General features: G+C 68.2%; 15 protein-coding genes. 7 read left to right on the forward strand and 8 right to left on the reverse strand.

Features of this window, described 5'->3' with window-relative positions:
- The first annotated feature begins 23 nt into the window (after positions 1–23).
- Positions 24–1,286, forward strand: a complete 1,263-nt coding sequence (locus tag AB6806_RS12615; protein ID WP_370954698.1) for an MFS transporter — start codon at positions 24–26, stop codon at positions 1,284–1,286.
- 52 nt (positions 1,287–1,338) lie between these two features.
- Here the strand turns inward: AB6806_RS12615 and AB6806_RS12620 are convergent, their stop codons facing one another.
- Positions 1,339–2,784, reverse strand: a complete 1,446-nt coding sequence (locus AB6806_RS12620; RefSeq protein ID WP_133562359.1) for an aldehyde dehydrogenase family protein — start codon at positions 2,782–2,784, stop codon at positions 1,339–1,341.
- 125 nt (positions 2,785–2,909) lie between these two features.
- Positions 2,910–3,062, reverse strand: a complete 153-nt coding sequence (locus tag AB6806_RS12625) for a hypothetical protein (RefSeq protein WP_166652960.1) — start codon at positions 3,060–3,062, stop codon at positions 2,910–2,912.
- A 149-nt stretch (positions 3,063–3,211) separates the two neighbouring features.
- On the opposite strand from AB6806_RS12625, the gene AB6806_RS12630 reads away from it, so the two are divergent.
- A complete protein-coding gene (locus AB6806_RS12630; protein WP_133562361.1) occupies positions 3,212–3,700 on the forward strand; it encodes a pyridoxamine 5'-phosphate oxidase family protein in 489 nt (162 codons plus the stop codon).
- Between the two features lie 32 nt (positions 3,701–3,732).
- Here AB6806_RS12630 and AB6806_RS12635 read toward each other — a convergent pair whose 3' ends face one another.
- The 4 genes from AB6806_RS12635 to AB6806_RS12650 all read right to left on the reverse strand — a co-directional run bounded on the left by AB6806_RS12635 (position 3,733) and on the right by AB6806_RS12650 (position 6,950).
- A complete protein-coding gene (locus AB6806_RS12635) occupies positions 3,733–4,416 on the reverse strand; it encodes a phosphatase PAP2 family protein (RefSeq protein ID WP_191124465.1) in 684 nt (227 codons plus the stop codon).
- Positions 4,417–4,466: 50 nt separating this feature from the next.
- Positions 4,467–5,396, reverse strand: coding sequence for a diacylglycerol/lipid kinase family protein (locus tag AB6806_RS12640; protein WP_370954699.1), 930 nt, complete (start codon positions 5,394–5,396; stop codon positions 4,467–4,469).
- A 61-nt stretch (positions 5,397–5,457) separates the two neighbouring features.
- Positions 5,458–6,345 (reverse strand): transglutaminase-like domain-containing protein, encoded by an 888-nt coding sequence (locus AB6806_RS12645; RefSeq protein ID WP_370954700.1) that lies wholly within the window; start codon positions 6,343–6,345, stop codon positions 5,458–5,460.
- Between the two features lie 227 nt (positions 6,346–6,572).
- Positions 6,573–6,950, reverse strand: coding sequence for a PRC-barrel domain-containing protein (locus tag AB6806_RS12650; protein ID WP_081925263.1), 378 nt, complete (start codon positions 6,948–6,950; stop codon positions 6,573–6,575).
- A gap of 296 nt (positions 6,951–7,246) precedes the next feature.
- Here AB6806_RS12650 and AB6806_RS12655 point away from each other — a divergent pair, with 296 nt between their 5' ends.
- The gene (locus tag AB6806_RS12655; RefSeq protein ID WP_038360784.1) at positions 7,247–7,513 is read left to right on the forward strand and encodes a glycine zipper domain-containing protein; all 267 of its coding nucleotides are present in this window, start codon (positions 7,247–7,249) and stop codon (positions 7,511–7,513) included.
- Positions 7,514–7,625: 112 nt separating this feature from the next.
- Here the strand turns inward: AB6806_RS12655 and AB6806_RS12660 are convergent, their stop codons facing one another.
- Positions 7,626–8,375: a UTRA domain-containing protein gene (locus AB6806_RS12660; RefSeq protein WP_370954701.1), complete on the reverse strand. Its 750-nt coding sequence runs from the start codon at positions 8,373–8,375 to the stop codon at positions 7,626–7,628.
- 8 nt (positions 8,376–8,383) lie between these two features.
- Positions 8,384–9,751: a formimidoylglutamate deiminase gene (locus tag AB6806_RS12665; RefSeq protein ID WP_370954702.1), complete on the reverse strand. Its 1,368-nt coding sequence runs from the start codon at positions 9,749–9,751 to the stop codon at positions 8,384–8,386.
- A gap of 127 nt (positions 9,752–9,878) precedes the next feature.
- On the opposite strand from AB6806_RS12665, the gene hutI reads away from it, so the two are divergent.
- From hutI to hutU, 4 genes are read left to right on the forward strand one after another with little or no spacing between them, the layout of a single operon-like run.
- Entirely contained in the window at positions 9,879–11,087 is a 1,209-nt protein-coding gene (gene hutI, locus AB6806_RS12670; RefSeq protein ID WP_370954826.1) for an imidazolonepropionase, read from the forward strand.
- On the forward strand, positions 11,084–12,616 hold the full coding sequence (gene hutH / locus AB6806_RS12675) for a histidine ammonia-lyase (protein ID WP_112762983.1): 1,533 nt from the start codon (positions 11,084–11,086) through the stop codon (positions 12,614–12,616). The genes hutI and hutH overlap by 4 nt, the downstream gene beginning before the upstream one ends.
- Complete coding sequence (gene hutG / locus AB6806_RS12680) at positions 12,613–13,422, forward strand: N-formylglutamate deformylase (RefSeq protein WP_210245550.1); 810 nt, start codon at positions 12,613–12,615, stop codon at positions 13,420–13,422. Before hutH ends, hutG begins: the two co-directional genes overlap by 4 nt.
- Positions 13,419–15,086 (forward strand): urocanate hydratase, encoded by a 1,668-nt coding sequence (hutU, locus tag AB6806_RS12685; protein WP_370954703.1) that lies wholly within the window; start codon positions 13,419–13,421, stop codon positions 15,084–15,086. Before hutG ends, hutU begins: the two co-directional genes overlap by 4 nt.
- Positions 15,087–15,138: the final 52 nt, after the last annotated feature.

The following is a 15,138-nucleotide window of genomic DNA, read 5'->3' on the forward strand; positions in this document are numbered from 1 at the left end:
CGACTGGAGTCCGGCGGCAGGGAATGCTAGCGAGCCCCGGTCACGCCGGGGCCCGCCTGTTCATGTTCATCCTGAAACCGCTGGGCGACAAGCGCATCGGCCTGCTCTGGTCTTCGCAGCTCCTCTCCGCCACCGGTGCGGAATTCTACATGGTGGCGGTGATCTGGATCGCCTCCTCGCTGATCGGCCGCGACGCCGGCTATGTCTCGGCGTTGCAATCGGGCGCCCTGCTTTTCGGCAGCCTGTTCGCCGGAGCCCTCACCGATCGCTGGCGGCATGCGACGACGATGGTCGGGGTCAGCCTGTTCCGGGCCGCGCTTCTCCTGTTGCTGGCGGCGGCGAGCGCCTTCGGCTTCATGAGCCTGCCCCTGCTCGCAGTGACCGCGGGCGCCGTCGCGCTCGCCACCTCAGTCTATGACCCCGCCTTGCAGGCGACGCTGCCGATCCTGGCGCCCGGCACCTCGATCCGCCACGCCGTCAACGGGCTGTTCGACGCGACGCGGCGCATGGCGCGTATCCTCGGCCCCAGCCTGATCGCCCTCGTCAACGGCCTCGTGCCGATCGGCCAGTTCTTCGCCATCACGGCCGGCGGGTTCCTGCTCTCGGCCCTCGGCGTCCGGGCCGCCCTGAAGGGGGCGCCGTTGCCCGCCCCACCCGAGACGCGCCGCGGCCTGTCATCGGTGCTCGACGCGATCATGGGCGGGTCGCGTGCCGTGCGGCATCACCGCCTGATGCATTTCGGCCTCATCGCCGACTTTGTCGGCAACGTCACCTGGTCGATGGGCGTGCTGCTCGGCATGGCGCTTTATCTGCGCATGACGAGCGCCGAGCCGCTGACCGCCTACAGCCTGATGATGACCGCCTATGGCGCCGGCAATCTCGCCGCGAACCTCGTCCTCGCCGGGATCACGCCGAAGCGGCCGCTGCTGTGGCTCGTGATGTCGAAGCTCACCTTCGGGCTGGGCGTGCTGCTGATGCCCTTCGCGCCGAATACGGCGGCCTTGATGGCCTGCGCGGCGCTGGCCGCGGTCAACGGCCCGTTCGAAAATCTGGCGCTTCTGCACATCATCCAGCACGATTTCCCGCCGCAGCGGATCGCACAGGTCTACCGCCTGCAGATGTGCGCCGTGTTCGGCGGTTCGCTCATCGGCTATCTCGCCGCGCCGAGCCTGTTCGCCGCCTTCGGCCTCGCGCCCATGATCGCCACGCTCGGCGCCGTCACGCTGGCGACGGGGCTGGTCGGGCTGGCGCTGTCGCGCCTGCTGCACGGGCCCAGGCCGACATGAAAACGGCCCCGTCCGAAGACGGGGCCGTATCGTTCCTGCCTGATGCAGCCGGTCAGGCCAGCGTGTAGGCCGTCTTGACGGTGGTGTAGAACTCCTTGGCGTAGGCGCCCTGCTCGCGCGGGCCGTAGCTGGAGCCCTTCCGGCCGCCGAACGGCACGTGATAGTCGACGCCGGCGGTCGGCAGGTTGACCATCACCATGCCGGCTTCGCTGTTGCGCTTGAAATGCGTCGCATACTTCAACGAGGTCGTGCAGATGCCCGAGGAGAGGCCGAACTCGGTGTCGTTGGCCACAGTCAGCGCCTCTTCGTAATCCTTGACGCGGACGATGTTGGCGACCGGGCCGAAGACCTCCTCGCGCGAGATGCGCATGGCGTTGGTGGTCTCGGTGAACAGCGCCGGCTGAAGGTAGAAGCCGGGGGTGTCGCGCTTCAAGAGCTCGCCGCCGAAGGCGAGCTTGCCGCCCTCGTCCTTGGCGATCTGGATGTATTTCAGGTTCTGGTCGAGCTGGCTCTGGTCGACCACCGGGCCGATATGCGTGCCGGCCTTGAGCGCGTCGTCGACATTGAGCCCCTTCAGCCGCTCGATGCAGGCCTCGACGAACCTGTCGTGGATGCCGGCCTGGACGATCAGGCGCGAGGACGCGGTGCAGCGCTGGCCGGTGGAGAAGAAGGCGCCGTTCACGGCGACCTCGACGGCGACCTTCAGGTCGGCGTCATCCAGCACGACGAGCGGGTTCTTGCCACCCATCTCGAGCTGGACCTTCTTCATCGGGTTGCCCGCGATGCAGGCGGCCGCGACCTTGCGGCCGGTCGCGACCGAGCCGGTGAAGGAGATGGCGGTGACGTCCTTGTGCTCGAGCAGCGCCTGGCCGACGACCGAGCCGCGGCCCATGACGAGGTTGAGCACGCCCTTGGGCAGGCCGGCGCGCTGGATGATGTCGACCAGCGCCCAGGCCGAGCCCGGCACCAGATCGGCCGGCTTGATGACGACGCAATTGCCCCAGGCGAGCGCAGGCGCGATCTTCCAGGCCGGGATCGCGATCGGGAAGTTCCAGGGCGTGATCATGCCGACGATGCCGAGCGGGTCGCGGGTGATCTCGACGCCGACGCCGGGGCGCACCGACGGGACCATCTCGCCGGAGAGGCGCAGGCATTCACCGGCGAAGAAGGCGAAGACCTGGCCGGCACGGCCCGCCTCGCCGATGCCCTCGGCCAGCGTCTTGCCCTCCTCCCGCGAGAGCAGCCGGCCGAGCTCGTCCTTGCGGGCGAGGATCTCGTCGGAGGCCTTCTTCAGGATGTCGTAGCGCTCCTGCGGCGTGGTGCGACTCCAGGCCGGGAACGCAGCCTTGGCGGCGGCGACGGCGTTGTTCAGATCCTCGACCGAGCCTTGAGCGTACTCGCCGACGACGTCGTTGGTGTTCGAGGGGTTGATGTTGCGCGAGGCGTTGACGCCGCCAGCCCATTCGCCGGCGATCAGGTTCTTGAAGGGCGCGTTCATCTGCATCTCTCCCGGGGCAATGAATCCTCGCGGGCGGTGTTAGCGCCTTTGCCCCCGGAAGGCCAATGCCCCCGCGACTGCCTGCCACCCGCCTGCCGCAAGGCGATCGAAAACGGCGCGCCTGCCTACTTCTTCTCGATCGAGAGACCGTTCTTTCCGAGATTGATCTCGACCCCTTCGGGCCGCTTCTTTTCCTGGTAGAGCGAATAGCCGGTCACCGCGAGGGCAGCGACGAGAACGACGACGAGAATGGCGAGCAGATTGCGCGATGCGGGCATATGTTTTCCTGAAACGGGCGGCGGAGGCCGCGGCGCAGGGCAAACCCCTGTTGCGGCGCAAAGGTTCCCTCGCGATGGAACGTCGCCCTCCTCCAGGCGTTTCCATCGGCCGCGCAGCATGAGATAGTCGCGTGGTGCAGGAGCGAGCGATGCCGGACACGGAATTGCAGGAGCGGATCTGGGCGGCGCTCGACGCGCACCCGGTCTATATGGTGTCGCTGATCGCGGAGGACGGGCTGAGGACGCGGCCGATGTCGGGGCATCTCGACCGGGAGCATCACCGCCTGCTGTTCATCACGCATCGTCATACCGGGATCATCGGCGAGGCGCTGCGATCGCCTTCGGTCTCGATCGCGATCAGCCATGAGGATCGCAACTTCTACGCGGCCATCGCCTGCACGGCCTCCGAGCTGCCGAGCCGCGATCTGCTGCGGCAGATCTGGACGCCGATGGCGAGCGCCTGGTTCCCGAACGGCCCGGACGATCCGGACGCCACGCTGCTGGCGTTGACGCCGGTCTCGGCCGAGATCTGGGAGGGGCCGTCCAGCGGCGTGCTGGTGGCCTTCAAGCTCGCCACCGCCAAGATCCTGGGCCGGACGCCCGATCTCGGCGTCAACGCCACCATCGACATGCGCTGAACGGAGCTGCCGGACGATCCCGCCGGCGATAGTCAGCCCGGATCGGAGGCCGCCGCCCAGCGGCCGATCCAGGCCGTGGCGACGCTCGACCAGACGACGCCGAGAGACCAGCCGCCGAGCACGTCGGTCGGCCAGTGGACGCCGAGATAGATGCGGCTGAGGCCGATCAGCAGGATCATCACCCAGGCGAGGACAAGGCACAGCAGGGCGATGTCATCGCGCCGCGAGGCGATGCCGACACAACCGGCGATGCTCAGCATCGTCGCGGCCGAGAGGAAGGCGTGGCCGCTGGGGAAGCTCGCCGTGAAGGTCAGCGCGGTGTGGGCGACGATGTCGGGCCTCTCCCGGCCGATCGCGATCTTCAGGCCGTTGCTGACCAGGAGTGCCGTCAACACGCTCAGGACCAGCCCGGCCGCGAGGCGGCGATAACCGCAGAGCCACAGCGCCAGCGCCGCAGCCGTCGTGATGAAGAAGAGCCCGACGAAGCTGCCGAACGCCGTCATGTCCCGCACCGCCTCCTGGAACCAGGCCGGGCCGAGCGGCTGGGCTGGATTGCCCGGCTCGCGGAACAGCAGGATCAGGCTCCGGTCGAAGGCGAAGCCGTGGCCAGACGCGATGAAGCCGGCCAGCGCGACGAAGACCAGGCCGGCGAGGACGGGAACGACCAGCCGCGGACGTAGCGGAGAAGGAATCTGGCCGGGTACGGGGCGGGACATCGGGGCGTCGATTCTCATAAATTCAGGACCGTTGCCTCGTCGCATTGCCTTCACGCGAGCCGGTTGCCCGCCTCGCTCGACAAGGCTCTCGAGGAGCGAGCGGCAATGACGCGAAAGGCCCGCGGCAGCAAGCGGTATGTCAGGGAGCCGGACCGGCGCTCGACCTCGCCATCGAAGGTGACGTGGCCACGGCGCTTGTCGCGCCGCCGCAGCACCACCTCGTCCCCGGTGAAGGAGGTGAGGTTCCGTGAGAAGCGCCAACGACCGGAGACGACCGAGAGCGCCGCCTTGCTGCGGGAATAGAGGCCGCCGGCGTTCAGCACATGGACCTCGAAGATGCCGGCATCGAGCCGCTCGCGGCGCCATTCCGCGCCGTCGAAGCGGTTGACGGTGACCAGCACCGCATCCGCATCGACGACGAGATGCTCGCTGCCGATGCGGATATCGACCGAGATCGGCCGGGTGAACAGGATCGAGCGCGTCGCCGCGACGCCGAAGGCAGCGACGCGGCTGAAGGGAAAGCGCCGGCGCGCATATTCGCGCTCGCGCGCCATCAGGCTGAAGAAGCCCAGGCCGGAGATCGAATGAAACAGCCTGTCATTGACCCGGCCGACATCCATCTCGACCGGCTCACCCTCGCACAGCGCCGCGACCTGCTGCTCCAGCGGGCCCAACAATCCGAGATCGCGCCCCAGCACATTGACCGTCCCCATCGGCAGGATGCCGACGGGGCAGGCCGCCTGGATCAGCACCGGCAGGACGCGGTTGATCGTGCCGTCGCCCCCGGCGATGACCGGGACGGCGTCGCTGGTTTGGACCGCGAGCGCCAGGGCGTCGTCCAATTCGCGCGGCGCGACGAGCTTGACCTCGGCGGTCGAGCCATGCGCCGCGAAGGCGGCTGTCAGCCGCTCGGAAAAAGCGTGGGCTCCGACTTCGAGGACGGTGCCCGCGCGGGCGTTGACGATCACCGTATGACGCATCGCCCGGTCGAGATGGGGCGCCCGGAGCCGTTCGCAAGGCGCCTCGGACGGGAGCGATGCCTCAGGCCGCGGCAGGGCGGGCATCGAACTGCGGCGGCATCGCCGGTGCGAGCGGCATGGGCAGTTCTTCGATTTCCTCGGTGACGACCTCGAAGCGCTGCACCGTATGCGTGCCGAAGGAGCTGATCATCGCCACATCCGTCGCGTCCCGGCCGCGCGCGATCACGATGCGGCCGATGCGCGGCTCATTGTGACGGGCATCGAAAGTATGCCAGCGACCGCCGAGGAAGACCTCGAACCAGGCATTGAAATCCATCGGCGCCGGATTCGCCGGCACGCCGATATCGCCGAGATAGCCGTTGCAGTAGCGCGCCGGGATGTTCATGCAGCGGCACAGGGCGACCGCCAGATGGGCGAAGTCGCGGCAGACACCGACCCGCTCCTCGAAAGCCTCGGCAGCGGTGCGGGTGCTGCGCGCGAAATCGTAGCCGAAGGTCAGGTGGTTGTGGACGAAATCGGTGATCGCCTGCACCCGGGCCCAGCCTGGAGGAACCTGGCCGAACAGGCGCCAGGCCTGATCGCAGAGCCTGTCGGTCTCGCAGTAGCGGCTGCCCAGCAGGTAGACGAGCGCCTCGTCCGGCAGCCGCGCCGGCGGCGTCTCCTGCACCGAGGGGCTCTGACGGTCGGGCTCGCCGGAATCATGGATGACGCCCTCTGATTCAAGCCGGATGCCGCCGGCCGGCGCCACCAGCCGCCGGCAGATGTTTCCGAAGGCGTCCCGATGCTGGCTGACAGCGATCTCGATGGACGGATCGCGCAAGGCCGTCGCCCGCATCTCATCGGGTCGCATCAGGTCATGGCGGCGGGAAGGATGGACATCGAGCAGCGTCATGAGTGGCATGTCGTGCTCGCAGACAAGTTCTATCCGATACCCGTAACGGATCTGCATATCGCTCTCCCGATTGAAGGGCGGCCTGTTGCGGGCCATGCACCGCTGCGGCTCTGCTGACTGAACCCTCTCTGATCAGACGCGGAGCGGGGGTGCCTGGTTCCGGGCCCGGCCGGAAAAATACGGTCCCCAAAAAAGGAAGATGCGGGCCTTTCGGCCCGCATCCCGCCGCCACGGCGGTTCGGCTGGGGGGATAGCAACCGCCGCGACCTGCGCCTGGGCTGCCTCTACATCATCCAGTAGGGCATCGTGCCGTAGTAATCGTGGACACGCTTGCCGTAAGCCTTGTCCTCCCAGTCGGGCTCGCCCTCGCTGTCATACATCGGGGCGGCCTCGAGCTTTTCCTTGGTCAGAGGCACGACATAGCCGCCACGCTGGGGGTCGTAGTCGAGAACGCTCCACGGGATGGGGTGGTACTTCTCGCCGAGCCCCAGAAAGCCGCCGAACGACATGATGGCGTAGGCGACCTTGCCGGTCTGCTTGTCCAGCATGATGTCGTAGATCTCGCCCAGATGATCGCCCGACGTGTTGTAGACATCCGTCCCGGCGACGCGGGCTCCGGCGATCAGCGGATTCGAGCTGGCAGAAACATGGGTCATGGTCATTGTTCACTCCATCCGGTTAGGCCGCACCGCCTGCATTGAAGCGGGGCACGGCTCTCAAGCTCGCTGGGTCAACTCGTCTCCGAGATGAAGGTTCCGCCGATTCCGGCCTCTCCGCGATCGCCTTGCGCGGCCGGCTCGCGGGCACGGGGGCGTTCCTGAAACGGTCTTATTTTGCGCGCCTTTCTCGTGCCGTCTCCCGGTCGATGCCACCAGCGCCGGAACATTTTCGATGCCGGGCCGTTGGGGCTGCGAGCGACAAGCGAACTCGACAATGGGACTCGAGAGGAGGGACTCGAATGAAAAAGCTGATACTGATCGTCGCAATGGGCGCGGCCATTGGAGCGGGCGCCTGCACGCCCCGTGAGCAGAATGCCGGCACGGGCGCACTGATCGGCGCCGGGGCCGGCGCCATCATCGGCGGCGCGGCGACAGGCCGTGCGGGCGGTGCTCTGGCGGGCGCGGCGATCGGCGGCGCGAGCGGCGCCATCATCGGCGGCGCCGCGACTCCGCAACGCTGCTATGGCCGTGACGAGTGGGGCCGGCGCGTGGTCTACGACTGCTGATTTCGGTCCATCCCGGGACGGATACCCGTCTCATGAGACAAGGCCCGCCAGCCATGGCGGGCCTTTTTTATGACCGACGGCACCGACAAGGCCGCAGCGAATTCAACGCGTCCTAAACCTGGCCATAGGGGCCGAAACGCCCGACGAAGCGGTGCCTCGGCCCGGGATAGAGCAGGCGTACCGCTGTCACCGGCCGGTCCTGGTTCCAGGTCCGGCGCTCGACGAGCAGGCAGGGCTCGCCGACCGCGATCTCGAGCAAGACGGCCTCGTCGCCCTGCGCGCCAACGGCGCTGATCGCATGCTCGGCCTGCGACCAGAGGCTGTGCTTGAGCAGCCAGTCGCCCGGCGGCGTCTGCCCGAAATCCTCCTCCGCCAGCCCCGCCACGGAAGCCGCGTGGATGACGCGCTCCTCCAGCACATGCGGCTTGCCGCCGGCGCGATGCAGCACCACGAGATGGGTGACCTTGTCCGACCGCTTCAGGCCGAAACGCTCGGCGACCTCGGGGGCGGGCCGGCCATCGCTGCGCGAAAGAACGTCATGGGCATAAGCCTGTCCAAGCTGCTCCACCTCCTCCGGGATCGAGAGGATGTCGAGCATGGCGTGGCTGGCGGGCGGGCTCGCGACGACGGTGCCCGAGCGGCGCCGGCGGATGATCAAACCCTCGCGGGCGAGTTGCACGAGCGCGCGGTGCACCGTCATCCGCGAGGCGCCGAGCTGTTCCATCAGGGCGTGCTCCGGCGGCACGCCGGTGCCCGGCGGCCATTCGCCACTGACCACCAGATCGCGGATCGCGCGCCGGATCTGATCGTAGACCGGCCCGGTGCCGTCCAGCTTCACCGCATCGAGCCGGGTTTCCGTCATCCTGTCCCCTATGCGGCTGCGAGCAGGCGCCGCATCACGCCGGCAAAGCGCACGCGCACCGAATCGCGGGCGATGTGCCGTCCCTCGGCGACGACACTCCTGCCACCGACGACGACATCGCGCAAAGGCAGTGCGTTGGCCGCGAAGATCGCGCTGTCGACCGCCTCCGCGCCTGCCCGGCCGACAAGCGCCGGATGATCGGTGTCGAGCGTGATGAAATCGGCGCGGTGTCCGGGCGCGATCCGCCCGATGGCCCGGCCGCAGGCTTGAGCCCCTCCGGCGCAGGCCGCCTGCCAGAGCGCCAGGCCCGTCGAAGCCTCCTCCTCCGCGAACAGCGCACGGCGGCGGTCGCGCAGGCGCTGCGAATATTCGAGCTGGCGCAATTCGGAGCCGGCATCGATCTGGATGTTGGAATCGCTGCCGACGCCATAGGCGCCACCGGCTTGCGCGTAGCGGATGCCGTCGAAAATGCCGTCGCCGAGGCTGGATTCGGTGATCGGGCACAGGCCGGCCACCGCGCCGCTCAGGGCAATGCCGTCACGCTCGGTATCGGTCAGATGCGTCGCATGGATCAGGCACCAGCGCTGGTCGAGCGGGACCGTGTCCATCAGCAATTCGACCGGGCGCCTGCCGGTGATCTTCAGGCTGGCCTCGACCTCGGGCACCTGCTCGGCGACATGGATATGGACGGGATCGTTCGGGCGCAGCGACGAAACCCAACCGAGATCGTCGAGCGCGACCGCGCGCAGCGAATGCGGGGCGACGCCGAGCCGCGCGTCCGGCAGGTCGCGGATCGCGGCAGCGCTGCCTTCCAGCAGGCGCTGATAGGCGTCGCGCTCGTTGACGAAGCGGCGCTGGCCATGGACCGCGGGCGCCTGCCCGAAATTGCCGAAACGATAGAGCACCGGCAGCAGGGTCAGGCCGAGGCCGGTTTCCGCCGCGGCTGAGGCAATCGCCTGCCCCATCGCCGCGATATTCGCATAGGGGCGGCCGTCCTTGTCGTGGTGCAGGTAGTGGAATTCCGCAAGCGCGGTGAAGCCGCCCTCCAGCATCTCGACGAAAGCCTGCGCCGCGATGGCCTGCACGTCATCGGGGTCGAGACGGTCGAGGAAGCGATACATCACCTCGCGCCAGGTCCAGAAGGAATCCTCCGGCGCGCCGCGCCGCTCGGACAGTCCGGCCATGCCGCGCTGGAAGGCGTGGCTGTGCAGGTTCGGCATCCCCGGCAGCGCGATGCCGCGGAAATTCCGGCCACCCGGCTCCGCCGCCGCCCCGGCCTCGACAGCCGTGATCACGCCCTGCTCCAGTGTCAATTTCACATGGCTGGCAAAGCCTTCAGGCAAAAGAGCCACGGCCAGATGCAGGGTCTCGGTCACCGCTTCGCTCCATCGGTCATTTGCATATGCAATTACACACTTGCCATTTGCATATGCAATTAGATAGCATACTCGCAGCCAAAGGATAGCGGGAGGACGCGACGTGGCGAAGGCGCCGGGCGAAACGCTGGCTTGCGACAAGCTCTGGACGAATGTGCGGCTGGCGACGATGTCGCTCAAGGTCAGCACACCCTACGGCGCCATCGAGGATGGCGTGATCGCGGCTCGCGACGGGCGCATCGTCTACGCAGGTTCGCGCAGCGAGGCACCGGTTTTCGATGCCGCCGTTTCCATCGATTGCGCGGGCCGCTGGATCACGCCGGGCCTGATCGATTGCCACACCCACCTCGTCTATGGCGGCGACCGGGCGCACGAGTTCGAACTGCGCCTGCAGGGCGCGACCTATGAGGAGATCGCGCGGGCCGGCGGCGGCATCCTCTCCACCGTCAAGGCGACGCGCGAGGCGAGCGAGGATACGCTCTTCGCCTCCGCCGACCGGCGCCTCGCCGCGCTGATGGCGGAGGGCGTCACCACCGTCGAGATCAAATCCGGCTACGGGCTGGAGCATCAGGCCGAACTGAAGCAGCTGCGCGTCGCGCGTCGCATCGGCCGCGAACGGCCGGTCACCGTGCGCACCACCTTCCTCGGCGCCCATGCCGTGCCGCCGGAATATAAGGGCCGCTCGGGCGATTACACCGCGCTCGTCGCAGGTCCCATGCTCGATGCCGTCGCGGCGGAAGGGCTGGCCGACGCCGTCGACGTCTTCTGCGAGGGCATCGCCTTCTCGCCCGAGGAAACCGGCCAGGTCTTCAGCGCCGCCAAGGCCAAGGGCCTCGCGATCAAGGTGCATGCCGAGCAGCTCTCCAACCTGCATGGCGCCAAGCTCGCCGCCGAGATGGGAGCGCTCTCCGCCGACCATCTCGAATATCTCGACGAGGACGGCGTCATCGCCATGGCCAAGGCCGGCACGGTCGCCGTCGTGCTGCCCGGCGCCTTCTATTTCCTGCGCGAGACGCAGAAGCCGCCGATCGAACTGATGCGCAAGCATGGCGCCGCGATCGCGCTGGCGACCGATGCCAATCCCGGCTCTTCGCCGCTGACCTCGCCTTTGCTCGTGCTCAACATGGCCTGCACGCTCTTCCGGATGACGCCGGAGGAGGCGCTGGCCGGCCTCACCCGAAATGCCGCGACCGCGCTCGGACTTCAGGACGAAATCGGCACGCTCGAAGCCGGCAAACGCTGCGATCTCGCGATCTGGGACATCGAACGCCCGGCCGAGCTCGCCTATCGCATCGGCTTCAACCCGCTTCACACCCGCATCTGGAACGGACAATGACCACGGTTTCGCTGAACCCGGGCGCAGCCCGCCTCACCGACTGGCGCGCCGTCCTCGACGGCGCCACGGCCGGCCTCGCCGGCGACAGCGCCAGCTCCATCGCGTCGGGGCAGAAGATCGTCGAGGAAATCGTCGCCGCCGGCACGGTGACCTATGGCGTCAACACCGGCTTCGGCAAGCTCGCCAGCGTGCGCATCGCCGATGCCGACCTCGCCAAGCTGCAGAGCAACCTGATCCTCTCCCATGCGGTCGGCACCGGCCCCGCCCTGCCCGACGGCGTCGTCCGCCTGCTGCTGGCGATGAAGGCGGCAAGCCTGGCGCGCGGCGCCTCCGGCGTGCGGCCGGTGGTGATCGCGGCGCTGACCGGCGCGCTCAAGGCCGACGCCATGCCCGTCATCCCGGCCAAGGGTTCGGTCGGCGCCTCCGGCGACCTCGCCCCGCTCGCCCATATGACCGCGGCCCTGATGGGCTTCGGCGAGATCCGCCTGAAGGGCGAGACCCTGCCGGCGGCCGAGGCGCTGAAGCGCATCGGCCAGGCCCCGCTCGCGCTCGGCGCCAAGGAGGGCCTCGCGCTGATCAACGGCACGCAGGTCTCGACCACGCTCGCCATGACCGGCCTTGCGGCCATCGCCCGCGTCTTCGACGCCGCGCTCGTCGCCGGCGCGCTCTCGGTCGATGCGCTGAAGGGCTCCGACACGCCCTTCGACCCGCGCATCCAGACCCTGCGCGGGCAGCCCGGCCAGATCCGCGTCGCCAGAATCCTGCTCGAGCTGATCGCCGGCAGCGCGATCCGCGAGAGCCATCGCCATGGCGACAGCAAGGTGCAGGACCCGTATTCGCTGCGCTGCCAGCCGCAGGTCATGGGCGCGGTGCACGGCCTGCTCGGCAGCGTCGCGGCGACGCTCGGCATCGAGGCCAATGCCGTCACCGACAACCCGCTGGTGCTGGGGCCGGGCGAGATCGTCTCGGGCGGCAATTTCCACGCCGAGCCCGTCGCCTTCGCCGCCGACATGCTGGCGATGGGCGTCTGCGAGATCGGCAACCTCTCCGAGCGGCGCATGGCGCTGCTGGTCGACCCCGTCATGAGCGGGCTGCCGCCCTTCCTCGCCCGCGATGCCGGCTTGAACTCCGGTTTCATGATCGCGCAGGTGACGGCCGCGGCGCTTGCCTCCGAGAACAAGCAGAAGGCCTACCCCGCTTCGGTCGACACCATCCCCACCTCCGCCAACCAGGAGGACCATGTCTCGATGGCGACGCATGGTGCCTTCCGCCTGCTCGACATGGCCCGCAACGCCGCCAGCATCATCGGCGTCGAATTGATGGCGGCGGCGGAAGCGATCGAGCATCATCGCCCGCTCAAGACCAGCGCGCGGCTGGAACCGGTGCTCGCCCTGCTCCGCGACAAGATCGCGCCGCTGACCGAGGACCGTTACCTCGCCCCCGATCTCGCGGCAGCGACCGAGCTCGTGCTCTCAGGCGCCATCGGCAAGGCCGCCGGCCTCGACAGCTTTGCGGAGTTCGAGGCGTGACCACCAACATCGTCACCGTCACGCGGGGTTCCTCCCCGCTCATCCTCTCGATGCCGCATCCCGGGACCGCCCTGCCGCCGGAAATCGCGGAGGCGCTGAACCCGCGCGGCCGGCTGGTCGAGGATACCGACTGGCATATGCGCCGGCTCTACGGCTTCGCCGCGCCCTTCCAGCCCACCATCGTCGAGGCGCAGCTCTCGCGCTTCGTCATCGACCTCAACCGCGACCCGGCCGGCGTCTCGCTCTATCCGGGTCAGGCGACGACCGAGCTCGTGCCGAGCACGACCTTCGACGGCGCGCCGATCTGGCAGAATGCGCCGGATGCGAACGAGATCGAGCGGCGCAAGGTGGCCTATTTCCAGCCCTATCATCAGGCGCTGGCTGCCGAGATCGCGCGGGTGAAGGCCGAGCACGGCTATTGCGTGCTCTGGGACTGCCACTCGATCAAATCGGAGATCCCGCGCCTGTTCGAAGGCACACTGCCGACGCTGAATCTCGGCACGAATTCCGGCGAAAGCTGCGCACCCGGTGTCGAGCGGGCGGCCGTCGCCGCCATGGCCGGCCAGCCCTTCACGCAAATCCTCAACGGCCGCTTCAAGGGCGGCTGGATCACCCGCCATTACGGACGCCCCTTCGCGGGCGTCCATGCGCTGCAGATGGAGATCGCGCTCTCGGCCTATCTCACCGAGGAAGCCGCGCCCTGGGCCTTCGACGCGACGAAGGCCGCGAGCCTGCAGATTGCCTTGTTCGCCATCATCGAAGCCGCCCTCGGCGCGGCCGCTGCCCTCGAACGGAGCCGCTCATGACCCGCCTCGACAACACCCGCACCATCCGCGCCGCGACCGGCACCGAGCTCACCGCCAAGAGCTGGCTGACCGAGTCGCCTTTGCGCATGTTGATGAACAATCTCGACCCGGACGTCGCCGAGAATCCGCATGAGCTGGTCGTCTATGGCGGCATCGGCCGGGCCGCCCGCTCCTGGGAGGATTTCGACCGCATCGTCGCGGCGCTGCGCCAGCTCGAAGCCGACGAGACCCTGCTCGTCCAGTCCGGCAAGCCGGTCGGCGTGTTCCGCACGCATAAGGACGCGCCGCGCGTGCTGATCGCCAATTCCAACCTCGTGCCACACTGGGCGAACTGGGACCATTTCAACGAGCTCGATAAGAAGGGGCTCGCGATGTACGGCCAGATGACGGCCGGCTCCTGGATCTATATCGGCACACAGGGCATCGTGCAGGGCACCTACGAGACCTTCGTCGAGGCCGGTCGCCAGCACTATGGCGGCAACCTCAAGGGCAAATGGGTGCTGACCGGCGGCCTCGGCGGCATGGGCGGCGCGCAGCCGCTCGCCGCGGTGATGGCCGGCGCCTCCTGCCTTGCCGTCGAGTGCAACCCGGACTCGATCGATTTCCGCCTGCGCACCCGCTATCTCGACGAGAAGGCCGAGACGCTCGACGAGGCGCTGGAGATGATCGCCCGCTGGACCAAGAACGGCGAGGCGAAGTCGGTCGGCCTGCTCGGCAACTGCGCCGAGATCCTGCCCGAGATGGTCCGCCGCGGCATCCGCCCGGACATGATCACCGACCAGACCTCGGCCCATGACCCGATCAATGGCTACCTGCCCAAGGGCTGGACCATGGGCCAGTGGAAGCAGGCGCGCGAAGCCAATCCGAAATCCGTCGAGAAAGCGGCGCGCGCCTCGATGCGCGAGCATGTCGAGGCGATGATCGCCTTCCAGGAGATGGGCTTGCCCGTCTTCGACTACGGCAACAACATCCGCCAGGTCGCCAAGGATGAGGGGCTGGAGAACGCCTTCGCCTTCCCGGGCTTCGTGCCGGCCTATATCCGCCCGCTGTTCTGCCGTGGCATCGGCCCGTTCCGCTGGGCCGCCCTCTCGGGCGATCCGGAAGATATCTACAAGACCGACGCCAAGGTGAAGGAGCTGCTGCCCGACAACAAGCACCTGCATAACTGGCTCGACATGGCGCGCGAGCGCATCGCGTTCCAGGGCGTGCCGGCGCGCATCTGCTGGGTCGGCCTCGGCGACCGCCACCGACTCGGCCTCGCCTTCAACGAGATGGTCAAGAACGGTGAACTGAAGGCGCCGGTTGTGATCGGCCGCGACCATCTCGATTCCGGCTCGGTCGCCTCGCCGAACCGCGAGACCGAGGCGATGAAGGACGGCTCGGACGCGGTTTCCGACTGGCCGCTGCTCAACGCCCTGCTCAACACGGCGTCCGGCGCGACCTGGGTCTCGCTGCACCATGGCGGCGGCGTTGGCATAGGCTTCTCGCAGCATGCGGGCGTGGTGATCTGCGCGGATGGCACCGACGACGCGGCCGCCCGCCTCTCGCGCGTGCTCTGGAACGACCCGGCCACCGGCGTGATGCGCCATGCCGATGCCGGCTACGACATCGCGCTGGACTGCGCCCGCGAGAAGGGGCTCAATCTGCCGGGTATCCTGGGCTGAGCCCACCCGTCATTGCGAGCGCAGCGAAGCAATCCAAGGGCGGCAGCGCTCT

The organism is Allobosea sp. RCC_152_1 (genome assembly GCF_041360765.1).
In the GTDB taxonomy this organism is placed as follows: Bacteria; Pseudomonadota; Alphaproteobacteria; order Rhizobiales; family Beijerinckiaceae; genus Allobosea; species Allobosea spartocytisi.